General features: G+C 69.8%; 12 protein-coding genes. 7 read left to right on the top strand and 5 right to left on the bottom strand.

Annotation, left to right across the window (positions count from 1 at the left end; genetic code table 11):
* Positions 1-54: 54 nt before the first annotated feature.
* Both MT347_RS15845 and MT347_RS15840 read right to left on the bottom strand, forming a co-directional pair.
* Positions 55-3642, bottom strand: coding sequence for an RICIN domain-containing protein (locus MT347_RS15845; RefSeq protein WP_243502292.1), 3588 nt, complete (start codon positions 3640-3642; stop codon positions 55-57).
* 271 nt (positions 3643-3913) lie between these two features.
* A complete protein-coding gene (locus MT347_RS15840) occupies positions 3914-4957 on the bottom strand; it encodes a substrate-binding domain-containing protein (protein WP_308194239.1) in 1044 nt (347 codons plus the stop codon).
* Positions 4958-5067: 110 nt separating this feature from the next.
* On the opposite strand from MT347_RS15840, the gene MT347_RS15835 reads away from it, so the two are divergent.
* From MT347_RS15835 to MT347_RS15815, 5 genes are all read left to right on the top strand, one after another.
* Positions 5068-5991, top strand: coding sequence for a carbohydrate ABC transporter permease (locus MT347_RS15835; RefSeq protein ID WP_243502290.1), 924 nt, complete (start codon positions 5068-5070; stop codon positions 5989-5991).
* Positions 5988-6923, top strand: a complete 936-nt coding sequence (locus MT347_RS15830; protein ID WP_374206548.1) for a carbohydrate ABC transporter permease — start codon at positions 5988-5990, stop codon at positions 6921-6923. Before MT347_RS15835 ends, MT347_RS15830 begins: the two co-directional genes overlap by 4 nt.
* A gap of 133 nt (positions 6924-7056) precedes the next feature.
* The gene (locus tag MT347_RS15825) at positions 7057-8409 is read left to right on the top strand and encodes a sugar ABC transporter substrate-binding protein (RefSeq protein ID WP_243502288.1); all 1353 of its coding nucleotides are present in this window, start codon (positions 7057-7059) and stop codon (positions 8407-8409) included.
* 71 nt (positions 8410-8480) lie between these two features.
* Complete coding sequence (locus MT347_RS15820) at positions 8481-10001, top strand: alpha-N-arabinofuranosidase (RefSeq protein ID WP_243502287.1); 1521 nt, start codon at positions 8481-8483, stop codon at positions 9999-10001.
* Between the two features lie 16 nt (positions 10002-10017).
* Entirely contained in the window at positions 10018-11739 is a 1722-nt protein-coding gene (locus MT347_RS15815) for a glycoside hydrolase family 35 protein (protein WP_243502285.1), read from the top strand.
* 117 nt (positions 11740-11856) lie between these two features.
* Here MT347_RS15815 and MT347_RS15810 read toward each other — a convergent pair whose 3' ends face one another.
* The gene (locus MT347_RS15810) at positions 11857-13131 is read right to left on the bottom strand and encodes an MFS transporter (protein ID WP_243502284.1); all 1275 of its coding nucleotides are present in this window, start codon (positions 13129-13131) and stop codon (positions 11857-11859) included.
* Between the two features lie 69 nt (positions 13132-13200).
* Here MT347_RS15810 and MT347_RS15805 point away from each other — a divergent pair, with 69 nt between their 5' ends.
* Complete coding sequence (locus MT347_RS15805) at positions 13201-13785, top strand: TetR/AcrR family transcriptional regulator (protein ID WP_243502282.1); 585 nt, start codon at positions 13201-13203, stop codon at positions 13783-13785.
* A gap of 253 nt (positions 13786-14038) precedes the next feature.
* Here the strand turns inward: MT347_RS15805 and MT347_RS15800 are convergent, their stop codons facing one another.
* Positions 14039-15022: a YafY family protein gene (locus tag MT347_RS15800; RefSeq protein ID WP_243502280.1), complete on the bottom strand. Its 984-nt coding sequence runs from the start codon at positions 15020-15022 to the stop codon at positions 14039-14041.
* 95 nt (positions 15023-15117) lie between these two features.
* Here MT347_RS15800 and MT347_RS15795 point away from each other — a divergent pair, with 95 nt between their 5' ends.
* Positions 15118-15534: a VOC family protein gene (locus MT347_RS15795; protein WP_243502278.1), complete on the top strand. Its 417-nt coding sequence runs from the start codon at positions 15118-15120 to the stop codon at positions 15532-15534.
* A gap of 360 nt (positions 15535-15894) precedes the next feature.
* Here MT347_RS15795 and MT347_RS15790 read toward each other — a convergent pair whose 3' ends face one another.
* A complete protein-coding gene (locus MT347_RS15790; RefSeq protein WP_243502276.1) occupies positions 15895-16860 on the bottom strand; it encodes a LacI family DNA-binding transcriptional regulator in 966 nt (321 codons plus the stop codon).
* Between the last annotated feature and the right edge of the window lie 30 nt (positions 16861-16890).

Below are 16890 nucleotides of genomic sequence, written 5' to 3'. Positions count from 1 at the left end.
TTGACGGATGCCGAAAGGGGCGGCGAACACGTCGCCGCCCCTTTCTGCATCGATCTACTTGCAGGTGGCCGCCGGGATGGCCGCCGCGACCGTTGCCGACGCGCCGTTGACGGTCGCCGTGACCGTCGCCGTTCCGGCGGGAACCGACGTCTGACGCGTGCTGAACGTCGCCGACGCGCGTTTTCCGGGCTCGACGGCGCCGAGGTTCTTCGCCCCGTACGGGCTGTCGATCCGCACGTCGGCGCGGGTCGCGCCGTCGTTCTGCACCGTCACCGCGACGACGACCTTCCCGGCCACGCACCGCGACGAAGCGGTAGCGGCGACGGTCGCGGCCGGAGCACGGGTCACCGTCACGGTGTAGGTGCGCTCCGTTCCGTTCGGAGCGGTCACCCGCACGGTTCCGACGCCGTTGGCGTCGGCGGGCTGGGTGATGCGCACCACGGCATCCTGATCCACCGCCTGCGCGTTCAGCGTGGGCCACGCGTCTCCCACGACCGTGGCCGTGTAGTCGGTGCGTGCGGGATCGAACCCGTCGACGGCGTTGGCGCCCACGGTCAGTCGAGCCAGGTCGGCGACCCCCGCCGACGACGGCGCCGCGGCGAAGATCTCGACTTCGGAGACCACCATGTGCGTCTGCGACCGCGCGTTCATCACGACCCGCACCTCGTCGGCGGCGACGCCGCCCAGCGACACCTCCACCTTCGGCGCACCGGTCGCGGGTGTCGGGACGGTCTGCAGCGCACCCTGCGTCCAGGCGCCACCCGCGCTGCGGTAGTCCACGCGCAGAGTGTCGGCCCAGGTCGCCCCACCGTCACGGTAGAACTGCACCGCCACACGCTTCACCGTCTCGGTGGTCGACAGGCCGTACGTCAGGGTGTCCTGCGTGTTCTTCGTACCCGACCGCCAGTTCGACCAACCCTTGTCCGTGCTCTGACCGTTGATGGTGCGGTCGATCGGGTAGCCGCTCTCGGTGTAGGTCGCCGAGGGGCGGCTCTGCGGTGCGACGTTGCGCTCGACGGCATCCGTCACGATCACCGTCAACCGCGCGGGCAGCTTCTCGCCGCTCGGGCCGGTCGCGGTGCCACTCACGACCACGGTGCCCGCCTGGGCGAACGACGCGTCGGTCAGATCGGCCCACGCCCACGTGACGGGCGTCCAGAAGCCCGCGCCGTCGGCACGCACCTCGGACTGCACGTCCTTGGGCGCCAGCGCCTTCACACTCGAGAGCGCGCTACCCGCTGCAACCGTCATCGAGATGGGGCGGGCCGCGGTGTACGCGCCGACCTCGACGATGGCGGATGCCGTGACGGTGGCGCCGAAGATGTCGGTGCCGGTGCCGGTCACGGTGACGGTGCCGGCCTTCGACCAGTCCTTGCCGTCGAGCTGCCACGTCACGGGGACCGCGCGGAGCGTCTTTCCGGCGTAGCGCGCGGTGACCGTGGTGGGCAGGGTGGGGGCGGTGCCGACCGGGGTGCTGACCGTGACCGGCTCGACGCCCAGGACAGCGGTACCCGACAGACGCCACAGCTGGTTGCCGCCGCCGTTCGACGTCCACAGTCCCACGCGCGCCTCGGGCTGCGTGCTGGCGCCGTTGACGTCGAGCACACGCTCCGCCGCGACACTCAGCAGGGAGTACGTCGCCCCGTCGGTGGTCGACGCCATCCACTGCAGGTTCGCGTCGGCGGCTGCGGCGGTCGGGTCGGAGCTCACCAGGGTGGTTCCACCGTTGGCGACGGCGAGGTACTGCCCCGCCGCGTTCTCGAGGGTGAAGCGGTGGCGGTTGGTGCCCTCACCGTCGAGCGAGCGCACCGTCCAGGTCTGCGTCTTCGCCGCGGCAGCTGTCGTGGCGACCGGGCGGATGGCGAGCGAGGCGCCGCCGTCGAGCGCGAGGCCGCTCTGCAGCCCGGTCAGCTGGACGGACTGGCCGTTGCGGAAGCTCGCGGCGGTGTCGGCGACACCCGAGACGCCGTCGATGACGAACGTGGTGACCGAGCGCGCCGGAACCGTGAGCAGCGCGGTCTTCGACGCGGGGTTCACGGTCACCGCGGCACCCTGCTTGAGGGCGTTGGCGGTGGGGTTCGCGAGGGTGGACTGCGTCGTGACGATCGGGGTGACGGTGGCGTTCGCCGCCACGGTGCCGAAGTCGTTGAGGTCGATCTCGACGGTGCGGTCGGTGGCCTCGGTGTTCACGTGCACCACGGTCGCGCCCGTGCCGTCGGCGTCGATCGCCGCGGTGGACTGCGTGTTCGAACTGGCGACCAGGCGATCCCCGGGCTCGATGTAGTGCGTGAAGTTGCGGACCGTGTTGAACTTCTCGTTCGTCAGCACCTTGCAGCTGGGGTCGGCGTCGCCGTCCTTCAGGCGACGCTCGGAGTTGCCGTCGGCGTTGCAGTCGAAGTCGATGAAGACGCTGCCCCAGTTGAGCTTTTCGACCTTCTCCATGTTGTAAAGGTCTTCGACGGGCTGCCAGAACACCCAGGCGTCCGGCTCCAACTCCCGCAGGTCGCCGACGATGTGCTCGGCCATACCGAGACCGTTGCCGATGTCGACCGGGTTGAAGCCCGTCCCGGGGGTCCAGTTGCCCTCGACCTCGCTCATCCACAGCGGCTTGTCGGCGGCCTTGGCGATGTCACGCACGACCTGACGTCCGCCGGTGCCGTAGGTGTGCACGTTGAGCTGCTCGACGGCAGCCTTGGCGGCGGGCGTCCACGCGTTCCAGTTGGTGGCGAAGATGCCGGGGTTGGTCTCGTCCATCGCCGAGATCACGGCGTCGGTCTGCGTGCCGGGGGCGGCCAGACGCGCGGCGAGGGCCTTGATCATCTCGTCCTGGCGCTGCGGACCGATGTGCGCGCCCTCCTGACGGCTGGCGCTGGTGGGCCAGGTCTGACCCGCGGGGATGTTGGTCGACCAGTAGTTGGTGTTCGGCTCGTTGAACGGGTCGATGGTGTCGAACTGGATGCCGTGCTCTTTCTCGAGCTCGTCGACGACGGTGGTCAGGTACCCGGCGAATTTGTCCATGTCGGCGGTGGCGAGCTGCTCGCTGGTGGCGTTGTTGATGCCGCCCGAGACGTAGCCGCTCTGCGTGAGGAAGTAAGGCGGCGAGTTGCTGAAGGCCTCCCAGTGGGTGATCTTGCCTTTGAGCGCGTCGATCCACCAGCGCTGGGCGGAGTCTGCCGAGAAGTCGTAGTGGGTCGGGTCGTCGGGGTTCCATGCGGCCTTGTAGCGGGCACGGTCGGCGTAGGTCGAGGTGATCGCGCCCTGGCCGTCGGTGGCCGGCAGCTGGGGGTTCCAGAAGCCGGGAACCGCGCCGCCGGGGCGGAGGTACGACGGCACGTCGGTGGCGTTGCCGCCACCGATGTTGTATCGCGCGATGTTGAGGTTCAGCCCGTCTTCGCCGAAGACGGCGTCGAAGAGCTTCTGCCGCACGTCGGCGGGGTAGTTGCCCGTGGCGTTGGCGAACCACACCAGGCTCGTCCCCCACCCCTCGAACGGCTCGGACGCCGTCGCGGGGTTGGGCGCGATGCGCACGGGCGCCGTCGCGGCATGGCTCTCGTTGGGCGCCGTCACGGCGGCACCCGCCGTGAGGGCACCGGCGGTCAGAGCCACGGCGCACGTCATCGACAACAGTCGAGGTGACTTCATCGTCATTTCCGATCCGGCCGCTTCGATGCGGCCTCATGGGGGAGTGTTGACGTCAACATGGGACGTACAGGCCGAGCTTAAACGACAGGCGTTAGCGCACACAAGAGGGCGGTCGCGCCGAAGCGCCCCGCGAAGCCCGACGGCAACGCGCACCGCACGGCGGCGGCCCGGACATGGCGTCGGCGGCGGCCCGGGCGTCAGCGGCGGCCCGAACAGAGCGTCAGCGCCGGCCTGGCGTCAGCGCCGGCCTGGCGTCAGCGTCGGGCGGGCGTCAGCGGGGACCAGAACTGGCCCGCACGACGAGCGACGTGGGGACGAGCGTGCGAGCGTGATCGCCGCCGGTGTTCTCGATGTCGGCGATGAGGGCCTTCATCGCCTCTTCGCCCACGCGCTCGAATCGCTGTCGCACGGTGGTGAGCGGAGGCCAGAAGTTGGCCGACTCAGGCATGTCGTCGAAGCCGACGACGCTCACATCCCCGGGCACGGCGCGCCCGGCCTCGTGAAGGGCGCGGATGACGCCGAGCGCCATCTGGTCGTTCGCCGCGAACACGGCGGTCACCTCGGGTCGCACCGCGAGCGCCGCACCGATGCGGTGACCGGAGTCGGCGGTCCAGTCGCCGATCTGCACCTCGGGCACTCGGCATCCGCGATCCTCGAGTGCCGCGCGCCAGGCGTCGCGGCGACGTTCTGCGGCGAACGACTCCGGCGGACCGGAGACGTGCCACACCGTCTCGTGTCCGAGGTCGAGGAGGTGCTCGGTCGCGAGCCGTGCCCCCTGCGCCTGATCGTTGTCGACGACGGCGTAGGGGTAGTCGGCGCTGGAATCGACGACCACGACGGGCAGACCCGAGGGGATGGCGAGCTCGTTCTCGCCGAGGCGGTGCGTCTCGATCAGGATGACGATGCCGTCGACGGCGTGCTCGCGGAGGCGGAGGAACGCCCCCGACACATCGGACTGCGAGGCGGACTGCACCGTGATGAGGGTGATCGAGTACCCGGATGCCGCCGCCATCGACGCCAGTGCGTCGAGCGTGCGGGTGTTGCCGTAGGAGCCCAGGGAGAACATTATCACGCCGATGCTGCGGAACCGCCCCGAACGGAGAGCCCGGGCGGCACTGTTGGGGCGGTAACCCAGGTGCGTCATCGCATCCAGCACTCGCTGGCGCGTGTCAGGATCGACGTTGGCCCGCCCGTTCGCGACCCGCGAGACGGTCTGGCCCGACACCCCCGCCGCGGCCGCCACGTCCGCCATCGACGCCTCGCGACGACGCTCGCGCGTCGGGATCACGGTCGACGTCGTCGTCGTCTCGCTCATGTCTGCCCCCTCGGGATGTTGACGTTGACACCTTAGCGGGGTCGGGTTATGTTTACGTCAACATCTCGGCCACCCGGACCGAATGCGCACCAACGAAGAGGCACTGGACGATGACGACCACCGCGGCACCCCCGCCCGCCCTGCGCACCCCACGGCGCAAGCGGCGCGCCCGTATCGACGATCGCGGCTGGCTGTTCGTCGCCCCCTTCGCGGTCGTTTTCGCGCTCGTCTTCCTGGCGCCCCTGGTCTATTCGATCTACCTCAGCCTCTTCCGCGAGCAGTTGATCGGCGGCAACGCCTTCGTCGGCTTCGACAACTACATCGCCGCGTTCGGCGACGAGAAGTTCTGGGACGGCCTGATCCGCGTCTCGGTCTTCCTGGTCGTGCAGGTGCCGATCATGCTGCTGCTCGCGCTCGGCGCCGCCCTCGCCATCGACAGCGCGCGCCTGAACGCCTCCAGCTTCTACCGCATCGTGATCTTCCTCCCCTACGCCGTGCCCGCAGTGGTGGCGGTGCTGATGTGGGGCTACATCTACGGCGACCAGTTCGGTCTGGCCGGCAACATCAACCAGTTGTTCGGATCCGAGGTGCTCCAGCCGTTCATCCCCCAGTGGATGCTGCTGTCGATCGGCAACATCGTCACGTGGCAGTTCGTCGGCTACAACATGCTGATCTTCTACTCGTCGCTGAAGACGATCCCCGGGGAGCTGTACGAAGCGGCATCCATCGACGGCGCGGGCGCCTGGCGCACGATCTTCTCGATTAAGATCCCCGCTGTCCGCGGAGCCGTGGTGATCGCCACGATCTTCTCGATCATCGGCAGCTTCCAGCTCTTCAACGAGCCCAACATCCTCAAGCCCCTGGCGCCCAACACCATCTCGACGTTCTTCACGCCGAACATGTACGCCTACAACCTCTCGTTCGCGGGCCAGCAGTACAACTACGCCGCGACGATCGCCATCATCATGGGCCTGATCACCGCGATCATCGCCTACGTCGTGCAGCTGCGCGGCTCACGTCAGGAGACGCGATGACCACCGCGACCGCACCCCGCACCGACACCGTCGCCGTGACCACCGACCGCCCGCGCGGGCGCCGCTCGTTCGCCCGTACGTCGCCCACGCACTCGCGCCGCTCGGTCGTTCTGACCATCGTCATGAGCCTGTACCTCGTGTACACGCTCCTGCCGCTGGCGTGGCTCGTCATCAACGCCACGAAGACCCAGCCCGACCTGTTCTCGTCGTTCGGACTCTGGTTCGGTGACAGCTTCGCCCTCGGCGACAACATCGTTCAGACCTTCACCTACCGCGACGGGATCTTCCTGCGCTGGCTCGGCAACACGCTGCTCTACGTGGTGGTGGGCGCCGGCGGCGCCACCTTCCTGGCCACCCTGGCTGGTTACGGTCTGGCGAAGTACAACTTCCGCGGACGCAAGGCGGTCTTCGCCGTCGTCCTCGGCGCCATCGCCGTTCCGGGAACGGCCCTCGCGGTGCCGACCTTCCTGCTGTTCAGCCAGCTGGGCCTGACGAACACCCCCTGGGCGATCATCATCCCCTCGCTCATCAGCCCGTTCGGCCTGTACCTGGTCTGGGTGTACGCGACCGACGCCATCCCCACCGAGCTGCTCGAAGCCGCGCGCATGGACGGAGCGGGCGAGTTCCGCACGTTCTTCACGATCTCGATCCGCTTGCTCACCCCCGGCATCGTCACCGTGCTGCTGTTCGCCGTGGTGGCGACGTGGAACAACTACTTCCTGCCGCTCATCATGCTGAGCAACCCCGAGTGGTACCCGCTCACCGTCGGCCTCAACCAGTGGAACGCCCAGGCCGTCGGCGTGGGCGCCCAGCCCATCTACAACCTCGTCATCACCGGCTCGCTGCTGTCGATCATCCCGATCGTCGCCGCGTTCCTCGTGCTGCAGCGCTTCTGGCAGTCCGGCCTGAGCGCGGGCAGCGTCAAGCAGTGACCACCCGAACTTCCCCCTGATCGGGGCGCCAGCCCCACACCGCAACACCCGGAGCGTCCTGCCCCGGTCTCACAACCCACCCGCACCGGAGCGTCCTGCCCCGGCATCCACAACAATGAAGTAGAGGAACCCGATGACACTCATGCGCAAGGGCACCGCCGTCCGGCGGACCGTCTTCGCCGTCGCCGCCGCCGCCCTGTCGGTCGGCGCGTTGACCGCATGCTCCGGCGGCAACACCGGCGGCACCACGGGCGCAGGCTCGGCCGCCGACATCGACGCGGCCCTCGAGGCCGGCGGCGAGCTCACGTACTGGTCCTGGACCCCCTCGGCGGAGGCCCAGGTCGCCGCGTTCCAGGAGAAGTACCCCAACGTCAAGGTCAACCTGGTCAACGCCGGTACCAACACCGAGGAGTACACCAAGCTCCAGAACGCGATCAAGGCCGGTTCGGGCGCCCCCGACGTCGTGCAGATCGAGTACTACGCGTTCCCGCAGTTCGCTCTGTCGGACTCGCTGCTCGACCTCGCGCCCTACGGCTTCGGAGACCTCGAGAGCGCCTACGCGAGCGGCCCGTGGGGCTCGGTCGACTTCGACGGCAAGATCTACGGCCTGCCGCAGGACTCCGGCCCCATGGCCCTGTTCTACAACAAGAGCGTGTTCGACCAGTACGGCATCGCCGTGCCCACCACCTGGGACGAGTACTACGCCGCGGCGCAGAAGCTGCACGCCGCCGACCCGACCAAATACATCACGGCCGACACCGGTGACTCCGGTTTCACCACCAGCATGATCTGGCAGGCCGGCGGTACCCCGTTCTCGGCTGAAGGCACCGACGTCACCATCGACCTGCAGGACGAGGGCTCGAAGAAGTTCGCCGAGAACTGGAACCGTCTGATCGAGGGCGACCTGCTCTCGACGACGCCCAGCTGGAGCGACGAGTGGTTCAAGGGCCTCGGCGACGGCTCCATCGCCTCGCTCGTCATCGGCGCCTGGATGCCCGGCGTGCTCGAGAGCTCGGTCGAAGACGGTGCCGGCAAGTGGGCCGTGGCCCCGATCCCGACCTACGACGGACAGCCCGCGACCGCGGAGAACGGCGGCGGCGGCCAGGCCGTGACCAAGCAGAGCCAGAACCCCGCCCTCGCGGCCGGCTTCCTGAAGTGGCTGAACAACGACGAGGAGAGCCTGCAGATCTTCGCCGAGTCGGGTGGCTTCCCCTCCACGACCGCGCAGCTCAGCGACCCCGCCTTCGTCGACAAGGAGTCGGAGTACTTCGGCGGCCAGCAGATCAACCAGGTGCTGACCGAGGCGTCGAGCGACGTCATCGAGGGCTTCAGCTACCTGCCGTTCCAGGTCTACGCCAACAGCATCTACGGTGACACCGTGGGTCAGGCCTACGCCAACAAGAGCGACCTCAACGCGGGCCTGACCGCGTGGCAGGACCAGCTCGTGCAGTACGGCAACGACCAGGGCTTCTCGGTCAACAAGTAATCCGGCATCACCGGGGCGGGCCGCAGCGTACGCATGCGGCCCGCCCCTCCCTTTCCCCCGCGAGGAGAGCCATGAGCACCCCCACCCGCATCACCGTCGACCGCACCGCGGCCGGCGCAGAGGTCCCGCGCCGCCTGTTCGGCTCGTTCGTCGAGCACATGGGCCGCTGCGTGTACGACGGCATCCATTCGCCGGGGCACCCGAGCGCCGACGCCGCCGGCTTCCGCGCCGACGTGCTCGATCTCGTCCGGGAGCTCGGTGCCACCGTCGTGCGCTACCCGGGAGGCAACTTCGTCTCGGGGTACCGCTGGGAAGACGGGGTCGGTCCGCGCGAGGAGCGCCCGGTGCGACTGGATGCCGCGTGGCACAGCACGGAGACCAACCAGGTGGGCCTGCACGAGTTCGCCGACTGGGCGGAGGCCGCCGGCTTCGAGGTGATGGAGGCGGTGAACCTCGGCACGCGCGGCGTCGCCGACGCCGCCGACCTGCTCGAGTACGCCAATCACCCTGGCGGTACGGCCCTGAGCGACCGCCGCCGCGAGAACGGCCGCGCGGAGCCCTTCGGCATCCGACTCTGGTGCCTGGGCAACGAGATGGACGGCCCCTGGCAGATCGGTCACAAGACCGCCGACGAGTACGGCCGCCTCGCCGCCGAGACGGCGCGCATGATGCGCTTCATCGATCCGGCCGTCGAGCTCGTGGCCGCCGGCAGCTCCAACCACGAGATGCCGACGTTCGGCGACTGGGAACGCACCGTGCTGCGTCACACCGCCGGTCTCATCGACCACATCTCGGTGCACGCCTATTACGAGGAGGACCCGTCCGACCCGGCGAGCTTCCTCGCCAGCGGCGCCGCCCTCGACCGCTACATCTCGGACGTCGTCGACATCATCGACGAGGTCGGCGCCACCACCCCCGACGGCCGGGCGATCGGCATCAGCGTCGACGAATGGAACGTCTGGAACCAGACCCGGTGGAACGAGGTCGACAAGCCGCGCGTGTTCTCCGGCGACTGGCCCGTCGCCCCGCGCCTGATCGAGGACGACTACACCGTCACCGACGCCGTCGTCGTCGGATCCCTCCTCATCACCCTGATCCGCCGCTCCGAGCACGTGTCGATGGCGAACCTCGCGCAGCTCGTGAACGTCATCGCCCCCATCCGCACCGAACCCGGCGGCGGGGCGGCCTGGCGTCAGAGCACGTTCCACCCCTTCGCCCTCACCGCGAAGGCGGCATCCGGCCGGGTGGTCCTCCCCCGGGTCGACGGCGCCTCCATCGACACCGCACGCCACGGGTCGGTCGACGCCGTCGACGCCGTCGCAACCGTCGAGGGCGCGGACGTCGCGGTCTTCCTCGCGCACCGCGACCTCGACGCCGCCACCGAGGTTGAACTCGACCTGGGCGCGGTCGAAGACGTCGAGGCCGTCGTCGTGACCGTCCCCGAGGGGGGCAGCCGCCACACCACCAACTCCGCCGACGGCGAGCCCGTGACTCCCGTGCCGCTGGTCATCGACACCGGCGCCGACGGCATCCTGCGCTTCACCCTCCCCGCCCTCTCCTGGGTGCGTATGACCGCGCGCCTCACCGACTGACCCCCCGAAAGACACCGTGACGACCTTCTCCATCGGCGAGACCGATTTCCTGCTCGACGGACGACCGCACCAGGTCATCTCGGGCACGCTCCATTACTTCCGCATCCACCCCGAGCACTGGACGGACCGGATCCGCACGGCGAAGGCGATGGGCCTGAACACCATCGAGACCTACGTCGCGTGGAACGCCCACGAACCCGTGCGGGGAGAATGGGATGCCACGGGCTGGAACGACCTCGGCCGCTTCCTCGATCTCGTCGCCGCCGAAGGCCTGCACGCGATCGTCCGCCCCGGCCCGTACATCTGCGCGGAGTGGCACAACGGCGGCCTGCCCGTGTGGCTCACCTCGACGCCGGGGATCGGCATCCGTCGCTCCGAGCCGCAGTTCGTCGAGGCGGTGTCGGAGTACCTGCACCGCGTGTACGAGATCGTCGCGCCCCGTCAGATCGACCGCGGCGGCAGCGTCGTGCTCGTGCAGATCGAGAACGAGTACGGCGCCTACGGCTCCGACAAGGAGTACCTGCACGAGCTCGTGCGGGTCACGAAGGACGCCGGCATCACCGTGCCGCTGACCACCGTCGACCAGCCCATGCCGTGGATGCTCGAGGCGGGGAGCCTGCCCGAGCTGCTCCTGACCGGTTCGTTCGGTTCCCGGTCCGAGGAGCGTCTGGCGACCCTGCGCGAGCACCAGCCCACGGGCCCTCTCATGTGCAGCGAGTTCTGGGACGGCTGGTTCGACTGGTGGGGCAGCATCCACCACACCACCGACCCCGCGGCATCCGCCCACGACCTCGACGTGCTGCTCGCCGCGGGCGCCTCGGTGAACATCTACATGGTGCACGGCGGCACCAATTTCGGCACCACCAACGGCGCGAACGACAAGGGTCGGTTCGATCCCATCGTCACCTCGTACGACTACGACGCCCCCATCGACGAGTCCGGCCACCCGACGGCGAAGTTCCACGCCTTCCGCGATGTGATCGCCAAGTATGCGCCGGTGCCCGATCTCGTGCCCCCGTCTCGACCCGCGGCCCCGTCCTTCGAGGTGGCGCTCTCGGGCGAGGGCGACTGGATGCCGGAAGCCACCGCCGCAGACGGCACCGATGCGCCCTCGACGTTCGAGGACCTCGGGCATCTCGGCGCCCTCGTGCGCTACGACGTCGACCTGCCGGCCTTCAGCGGCCAAGCCGCTCTGGTCTTCGGCGAGGTGCGCGACCTGGCGTGGATCCACATCGACGGCACGCCGGTCGGCCGCTTGTCGCGTTCGCTGCACGAACGCGCGATCACGATCCCCGCGGGCTCGCGACTCACCGTCCTGGTCGAGGATCAGGGGCGCGTGAACTACGCCGACCGCCTCGGTGAGGCGAAGGGTCTGATCGGCGCGGTGACTCTGAACGGTTCGCCGCTGACCGGGTGGACGGCGACGCCCGTCGATCCGACCTCCGCCGCCGGCACGGGCGCGGGCACTGTGGGGCGCGCGCTGCTGCGCGGCACGTTCACTCTCGAGGGCGCCGCCGACCTGTTCCTCGACACGACCGGCTTCGGCAAGGGCTATGCCTTCGTGAACGGCTTCTTCCTCGGCCGCTACTGGAACAACGTGCCGCAGAACACGCTCTACGTGCCCGGGCCGACCACCCGCACGGGAGCGAACGAGATCGTGATGCTCGAGCTCGAGCACGCGATCGAGCCGGTCGTGCGCTTCGTCGCCGAGCCGTCGCTGGGGCAGCTCGAGGAGTAGGCGTCACGAGAACAGTCGTTGCACCGAGAACAGGCCGATCCCGCGCGGATCGGCCTGTTCTCGTCACGGGCACCGGCTCCGCGGCATCCGGACCCGCCTGACTCCGGGCGGGGCGCCTCACTCGCCGACCGGCACCGGCTCCGCGGCATCCGGGGTCTTCGCCCGGAGGGACGGGCTGGTGAAACGGGCCCGGGCGATGACCACCGCGGCCGCCGCCATGAGCACGGCTCCCAGCAGGTACGGCGCCGCGTGGGCGACATGGGCGTACAGCAGCCCCGCGACCAGCGGGGCGACGGTGCCGACCGCGGCGTTCAGCGACTGCGTCGCACCGGCGATCCAGCCCTGCTCGTCATCGCCCACGGCATTGGAGAGCAGGCCGTCCATCGTTGCCTGGGCCGCCCCCTGCCCCGCGGCGAGGATCAACGCGCCGACCACGAACAGCCACGGCTGAGCGAGCAGCGAGGCGACACCGGCGAGCGCGACGAGGCCCACCGCCTGCGCGACGATGCCGCTGACCACCACGCCCCGCTCACCGATCCGCGGGAGCAGGAATCCGAGCAGCACGCCCTGGATCGCGATGTCGACGATGCCGACGCACGCCGTGAGCAGACCGATCGCGGTGGGGTTCCAGTCGATGGCGTCGAGGGCCAGCACGCTGAAGTTGTTGACGAAGAAGCCGAACGGCAGGCCCACCAGCACCAGGCCCACCATGAGACCGCGCAGCTCCGGGCGGCGGAACACCCCGCGGAACACCGCGAACGGATGCACCGCGCCGAGGTCGAGTCGGGCGATGCGCCTATCGGGCGCGAGGCTCTCGGGCAGCAGGAAGATGCTGACGATCGCGACGGTGAGGGCGAGACCGGCGGTGACGAAGACGGGCAGGTCGACGTCGATCGCAGCGAGCGAGCCACCGAGGGCGGGTCCGATCATGGTGCCGATGCCGGCCGTCGCGCCCAACACGCCGAAGCGGCGGGCGCGCCTGTCGGCCGGGGTGATGTCGGCGAGGTAGGCGAACAGCGCGGGCAGGTCGCCCGCGGTGACACCCTGCACGATGCGGCCGAGCAACAGCACCCACAGCGCGCCGCCGATGCCGAAGAGCAGGAACCCCAGGGCGGCACCGAAGCCGGCGACGATGATCACCGGTCGGCGGCCGAATCGGTCGGAGATGCGCCCGAGGAACGGTGCGACGAGGAACGCGCACAGGGCGTTGACGGTTTCGAGGATGCCGACCCACACGGCCAGGTCGGACGGGCTCGAGACGTAGCGGAGCACGACGAAGGGGAGGACGGGGAGGACCACGGTCATGCCCGCGGTCGTCAGGGTCGTGATCACGACGAGCATGATCCAGGCGCGTCGGCCATCGCGAAGCGGGGAGGAAGATTCTGAAGTCACGCCGTAACTGTACTGGTACCAGTTTTTGTGTCAATACGCTTATTGAGCGGATCCGCTAAAGTCGTCCGCATGAGCGAGACGATCGGGCGCCGCGAGCGCAAGAAGGCCGCCACTCGGAAGGCGATCTCGGACGCCGCGACCGTGCTGTTCGTCGAGCGCGGATTCGACCAGGTGAGCATTCGCGAGGTCGCCGACGCGGCCGACGTCTCGCCCACGACGGTGTTCGCGCACTTCCCGCAGAAAGAGGCTCTCGTCTTCGACGAGGACGACGAACAGCGCGAGATGCTCGTGGGCGCCGTGCGCGACCGCGCCCCGGGTACCTCGGTTTCGGATGCCCTGCGCGATCTATACCGCCGTGAGCTCATCGGCCTGGCATTCGATCCCACGGGCGATCAACGGCGCGCGTTCATGAAGCTCATCGATGACACGCCCGCGCTCCGCGAATACTCGGCGCGCATGTGGCTGCGCCATGAGGGCGCGCTGGCTGAGGCCATCGCCGCGTCCATCGGACGCGCGACTCCCGACGCCGAGATCCGCGTCTACGCGCGCATGGTGCTCCAGCTGCAGCTGCTCGCCTTCGAGCATGACGACGCGGCCTCGACGATCGAGGCCGGCTTCCGCATCCTCGACCGCGGGTGGCACGAGCCGAGCTGAGGGATGTGGGCCGCCGGCGTGACCCGAGACGCATCTGGCGGTTCGGGGCCAGTTCGGCGGTCTATGGCGCATCTGGCGGTTCGGGGCGGGTTCGGCGATCTGCGGCGCATCTGGCGGTTCGGGGCCAGTTCGGCGGTCTATGGCGCATCTGGCGGTTCGGGGCGGGTTCGGCGGTTTGGGGCGGGCCCTTTGCGCCCCGACCGGCGGAATGCGCCCCCAAATCGACGAACGCGGAGGGCACTCGCGCCGCAGCTCAGCGAGGCGAGACGCTCCCGCGCGCAGCAGCCGCCGTGGCCCGTCGGGCCGCCTCCGTGAGCGCGTCGCGCAGGGCCGCGGGCCGGGCGTCGGCGATGGGCCGGTCGAAGCGCAAGCACTCCGCGGCGAGCGCGCCCCACGACCACGATCCGAGGCTCACCCTCGTGCCTCCCGCCTCGGCCTCGCCGAGTGTGCCGTCGACGACGTACGGCTCGAGCTCGCTTCGCGATGCCTCGACGACGACCTCGCCGCGGCAGGGCCAATCGCCCGACTCCTCGCCACCGCGGAACCGCCCCTCGAGAAAGCGCACCGGGTCGCCGCCGGGCACCTCCCGACGCGCGAAGGTGCGCCCTCGGTGCGACTTCACCCGCATGCGATCGACGCGGTAGACGCGCCACTCATCATGCTCGAGGGTGAACGCGAGAAGATACCAACGGCCGCTGCGCCACAGGAGGTGGTGCGGCTCGGTCACCCGCACCGGCCCCTCCGATCCGCCGTAGTCGAAACGAATCTCCTCGCCGACGGCGATCGCGGCCTCGACCGCGCTGAGGATGCCCGGCTCGACCCCCACCGCTCCGGCGGGTGCGACCGCCTCGCCGGCGAATCGCTGCGCACGCCGACCGAGGGGTGCCGGCAACAACCGTGAGATCACGCTCAGCGCGTCCTCTGCCGCCTCGGCGAGTGCGCCACCCGATGACGCGGCGAGGCGCAGGGCGACAGCCACCGCCACGGCCTGGTCGTCGGCGAATGCCACGGGCGGGAGGTTCGCCCCGGCGCGCAGGCGGTAGCCCCCGGCTGGTCCGCGCATCGCGTCGATGTCGTAGCCGAGATCGCGGAGGCGGTCGACGTCGCGTCGGATCGTGCGCTCGCTCACGTCGAGGCGGCCGGCGAGGGCGGAGGCCGACCAGTCCCGTCGCGATTGCAGCACGGTGAGCAATGACAGCAGGCGTCGCGACGTCGACGGGGAGGAGCTCTCAGGCACGGCATCCATTGTGTCCGTAATTGCGGACGTTCCCTGTCCGCATCTCGCGAGAGAGTCATGGCATCCGGAACCTCTCGGCTTACGACAGGACAGACATGACCCTCACCACCACCCTCCACGTCAACTTCGACGGCCAGGCCGCGGCCGCCCTCGCGTTCTACGCCGAGGTGTTCGGCGGAACCGTCACCGCGGTCCCCTACGGCGACACGGCCGAGGTGCCCGAACAGCGCGAGCAGATCGTCTGGGGCGAGATGGTCGCGCCGAGCGGGGTGCACGTGATGGCCTACGACATCCAGAACTCGCTCGCCTTCGACCGTGGCACGAACCCGTTCTACCTCGCGCTGCGCGGTCGAGACGCCGACGAAGTGCGTGCCGCCTGGGAAGGATTGAGCCAGGATGCCGAGATCCTCGCGCCCTTCGGACCGTCGGCGTTCTCACCTCTCTACGGCAAGCTCATCGACCGCTTCGGCGTCGTGTGGATCATCGACGTGATCGCCCCCTGGAACGGCTGAAACGCAGCGTGGCTGCGGCGGGCGGGGGCGGGTTCGCGGTCGCGTTTGGGGCGGATTCTGCGCACTGGGGCGAACGAAACCCGCCCCAGTGCGCCAATCACGCCCCGAACCCGGGGAAGCACCCCGCGCGGGCGCCGGTCGGGCAGGGCGCGCACCCTTTCGAGCGGGCGCGGGCGCCGGCGCGTTTTGGGGCGGATTCTGCGCATCGGGGCGATGCGAAACCCGCCCCACTGCGCCAATCATGCCCCGAACCCGGGGAAGCACCCCGCACGGCCGCGGGACTTAGGCTCGCCCAGCACCTCGACACGTGCCGCGGCCCGCGGGGTACCCCGACGCGCGCCGCAGTCCCGAACCGCGCGCTCAGACCCGGGTGCTACTCGCGCGCACCATCAACGACGTCGGAACCGACTCGGCCACCGGTTCGCCGCCCTCGATCGCCGCGATCAGAGCGGCGACAGCGCGCGCGCCGAGGGCATCGAAGTCCTGGCGCACCGTGGTCAGCGGGGGGCGGTACTCCGCGGCATCCACGATGTCGTCGAACCCCACCACCGCCACGTCGCGCGGCACGTCGAACCCGGCGTCGGCGAGGGCGCGGAGCGCGCCGAGCGCCATCTGGTCGTTGGCGACGAACACCGCGGTGGCACCGACCAGGTGCGAGACGGCGGCATGGCCGGATGCCGAGGTCCAATCGCCCCGGGCGGGCTCGGGCGCGACGAGGCCGGCGTCAGAGAGTGCCTCACGCCAGCCGCGCTCGCGCTCGCGCGCGGCGTAGGAGGGGGCGGGACCGGCGAGGTGGTGAACGACGGCGTGTCCCTGCGCCAGCAGGTGGACGGTGGCCGCATGCGCACCCCCGGCGTGATCCGTCTGCACGATGGAGAAGCGCGAGTCGGGCGGGGAATCGACGACGACGACGTGCAGGTCGGCCGGAGGGTCCACGTCGCGGGCGAGTTCGGTCGCCTCGTTGAGCACGACGGCGCCGTCGACTCCCTGCGATCGCAGGCGGGCGAAAGCGTCGCGGATGCCGCGCTCCCCCACCGTCACGACCGCCAGGGCGTACTCGCGCGCGGCGGCGGCTTCGGAGATGGCCTGGAGCATTCGCGAGTTGCCGACGGAGGCGAGGGTCGACACGACCAGACCGATCGTGGAGGTCTGACCGGTGCGCAGCGCGCGCGCGGCACGGTGCATGCGATAACCGAGGTCGGCCATGGCCTTCTCGACGCGAGCTCGGGTGGCGGGATCGACGCGCGGGCTGCCATTGGCCACGCGCGACACCGTCTGCGCCGACACCCCGGCACGTTCGGCCACGTGGGCCATGGATACACGCATCACAACCTCCATGTTGACGATATCACGCCC

It is taken from the genome of Microbacterium sp. VKM Ac-2923, from assembly GCF_022815605.1.
In the GTDB taxonomy this organism is placed as follows: Bacteria; Actinomycetota; Actinomycetes; order Actinomycetales; family Microbacteriaceae; genus Microbacterium.
The sequence above is the reverse complement of the archived record's forward strand: the minus strand, read 5'-3'. Positions and strand labels throughout refer to the sequence as shown.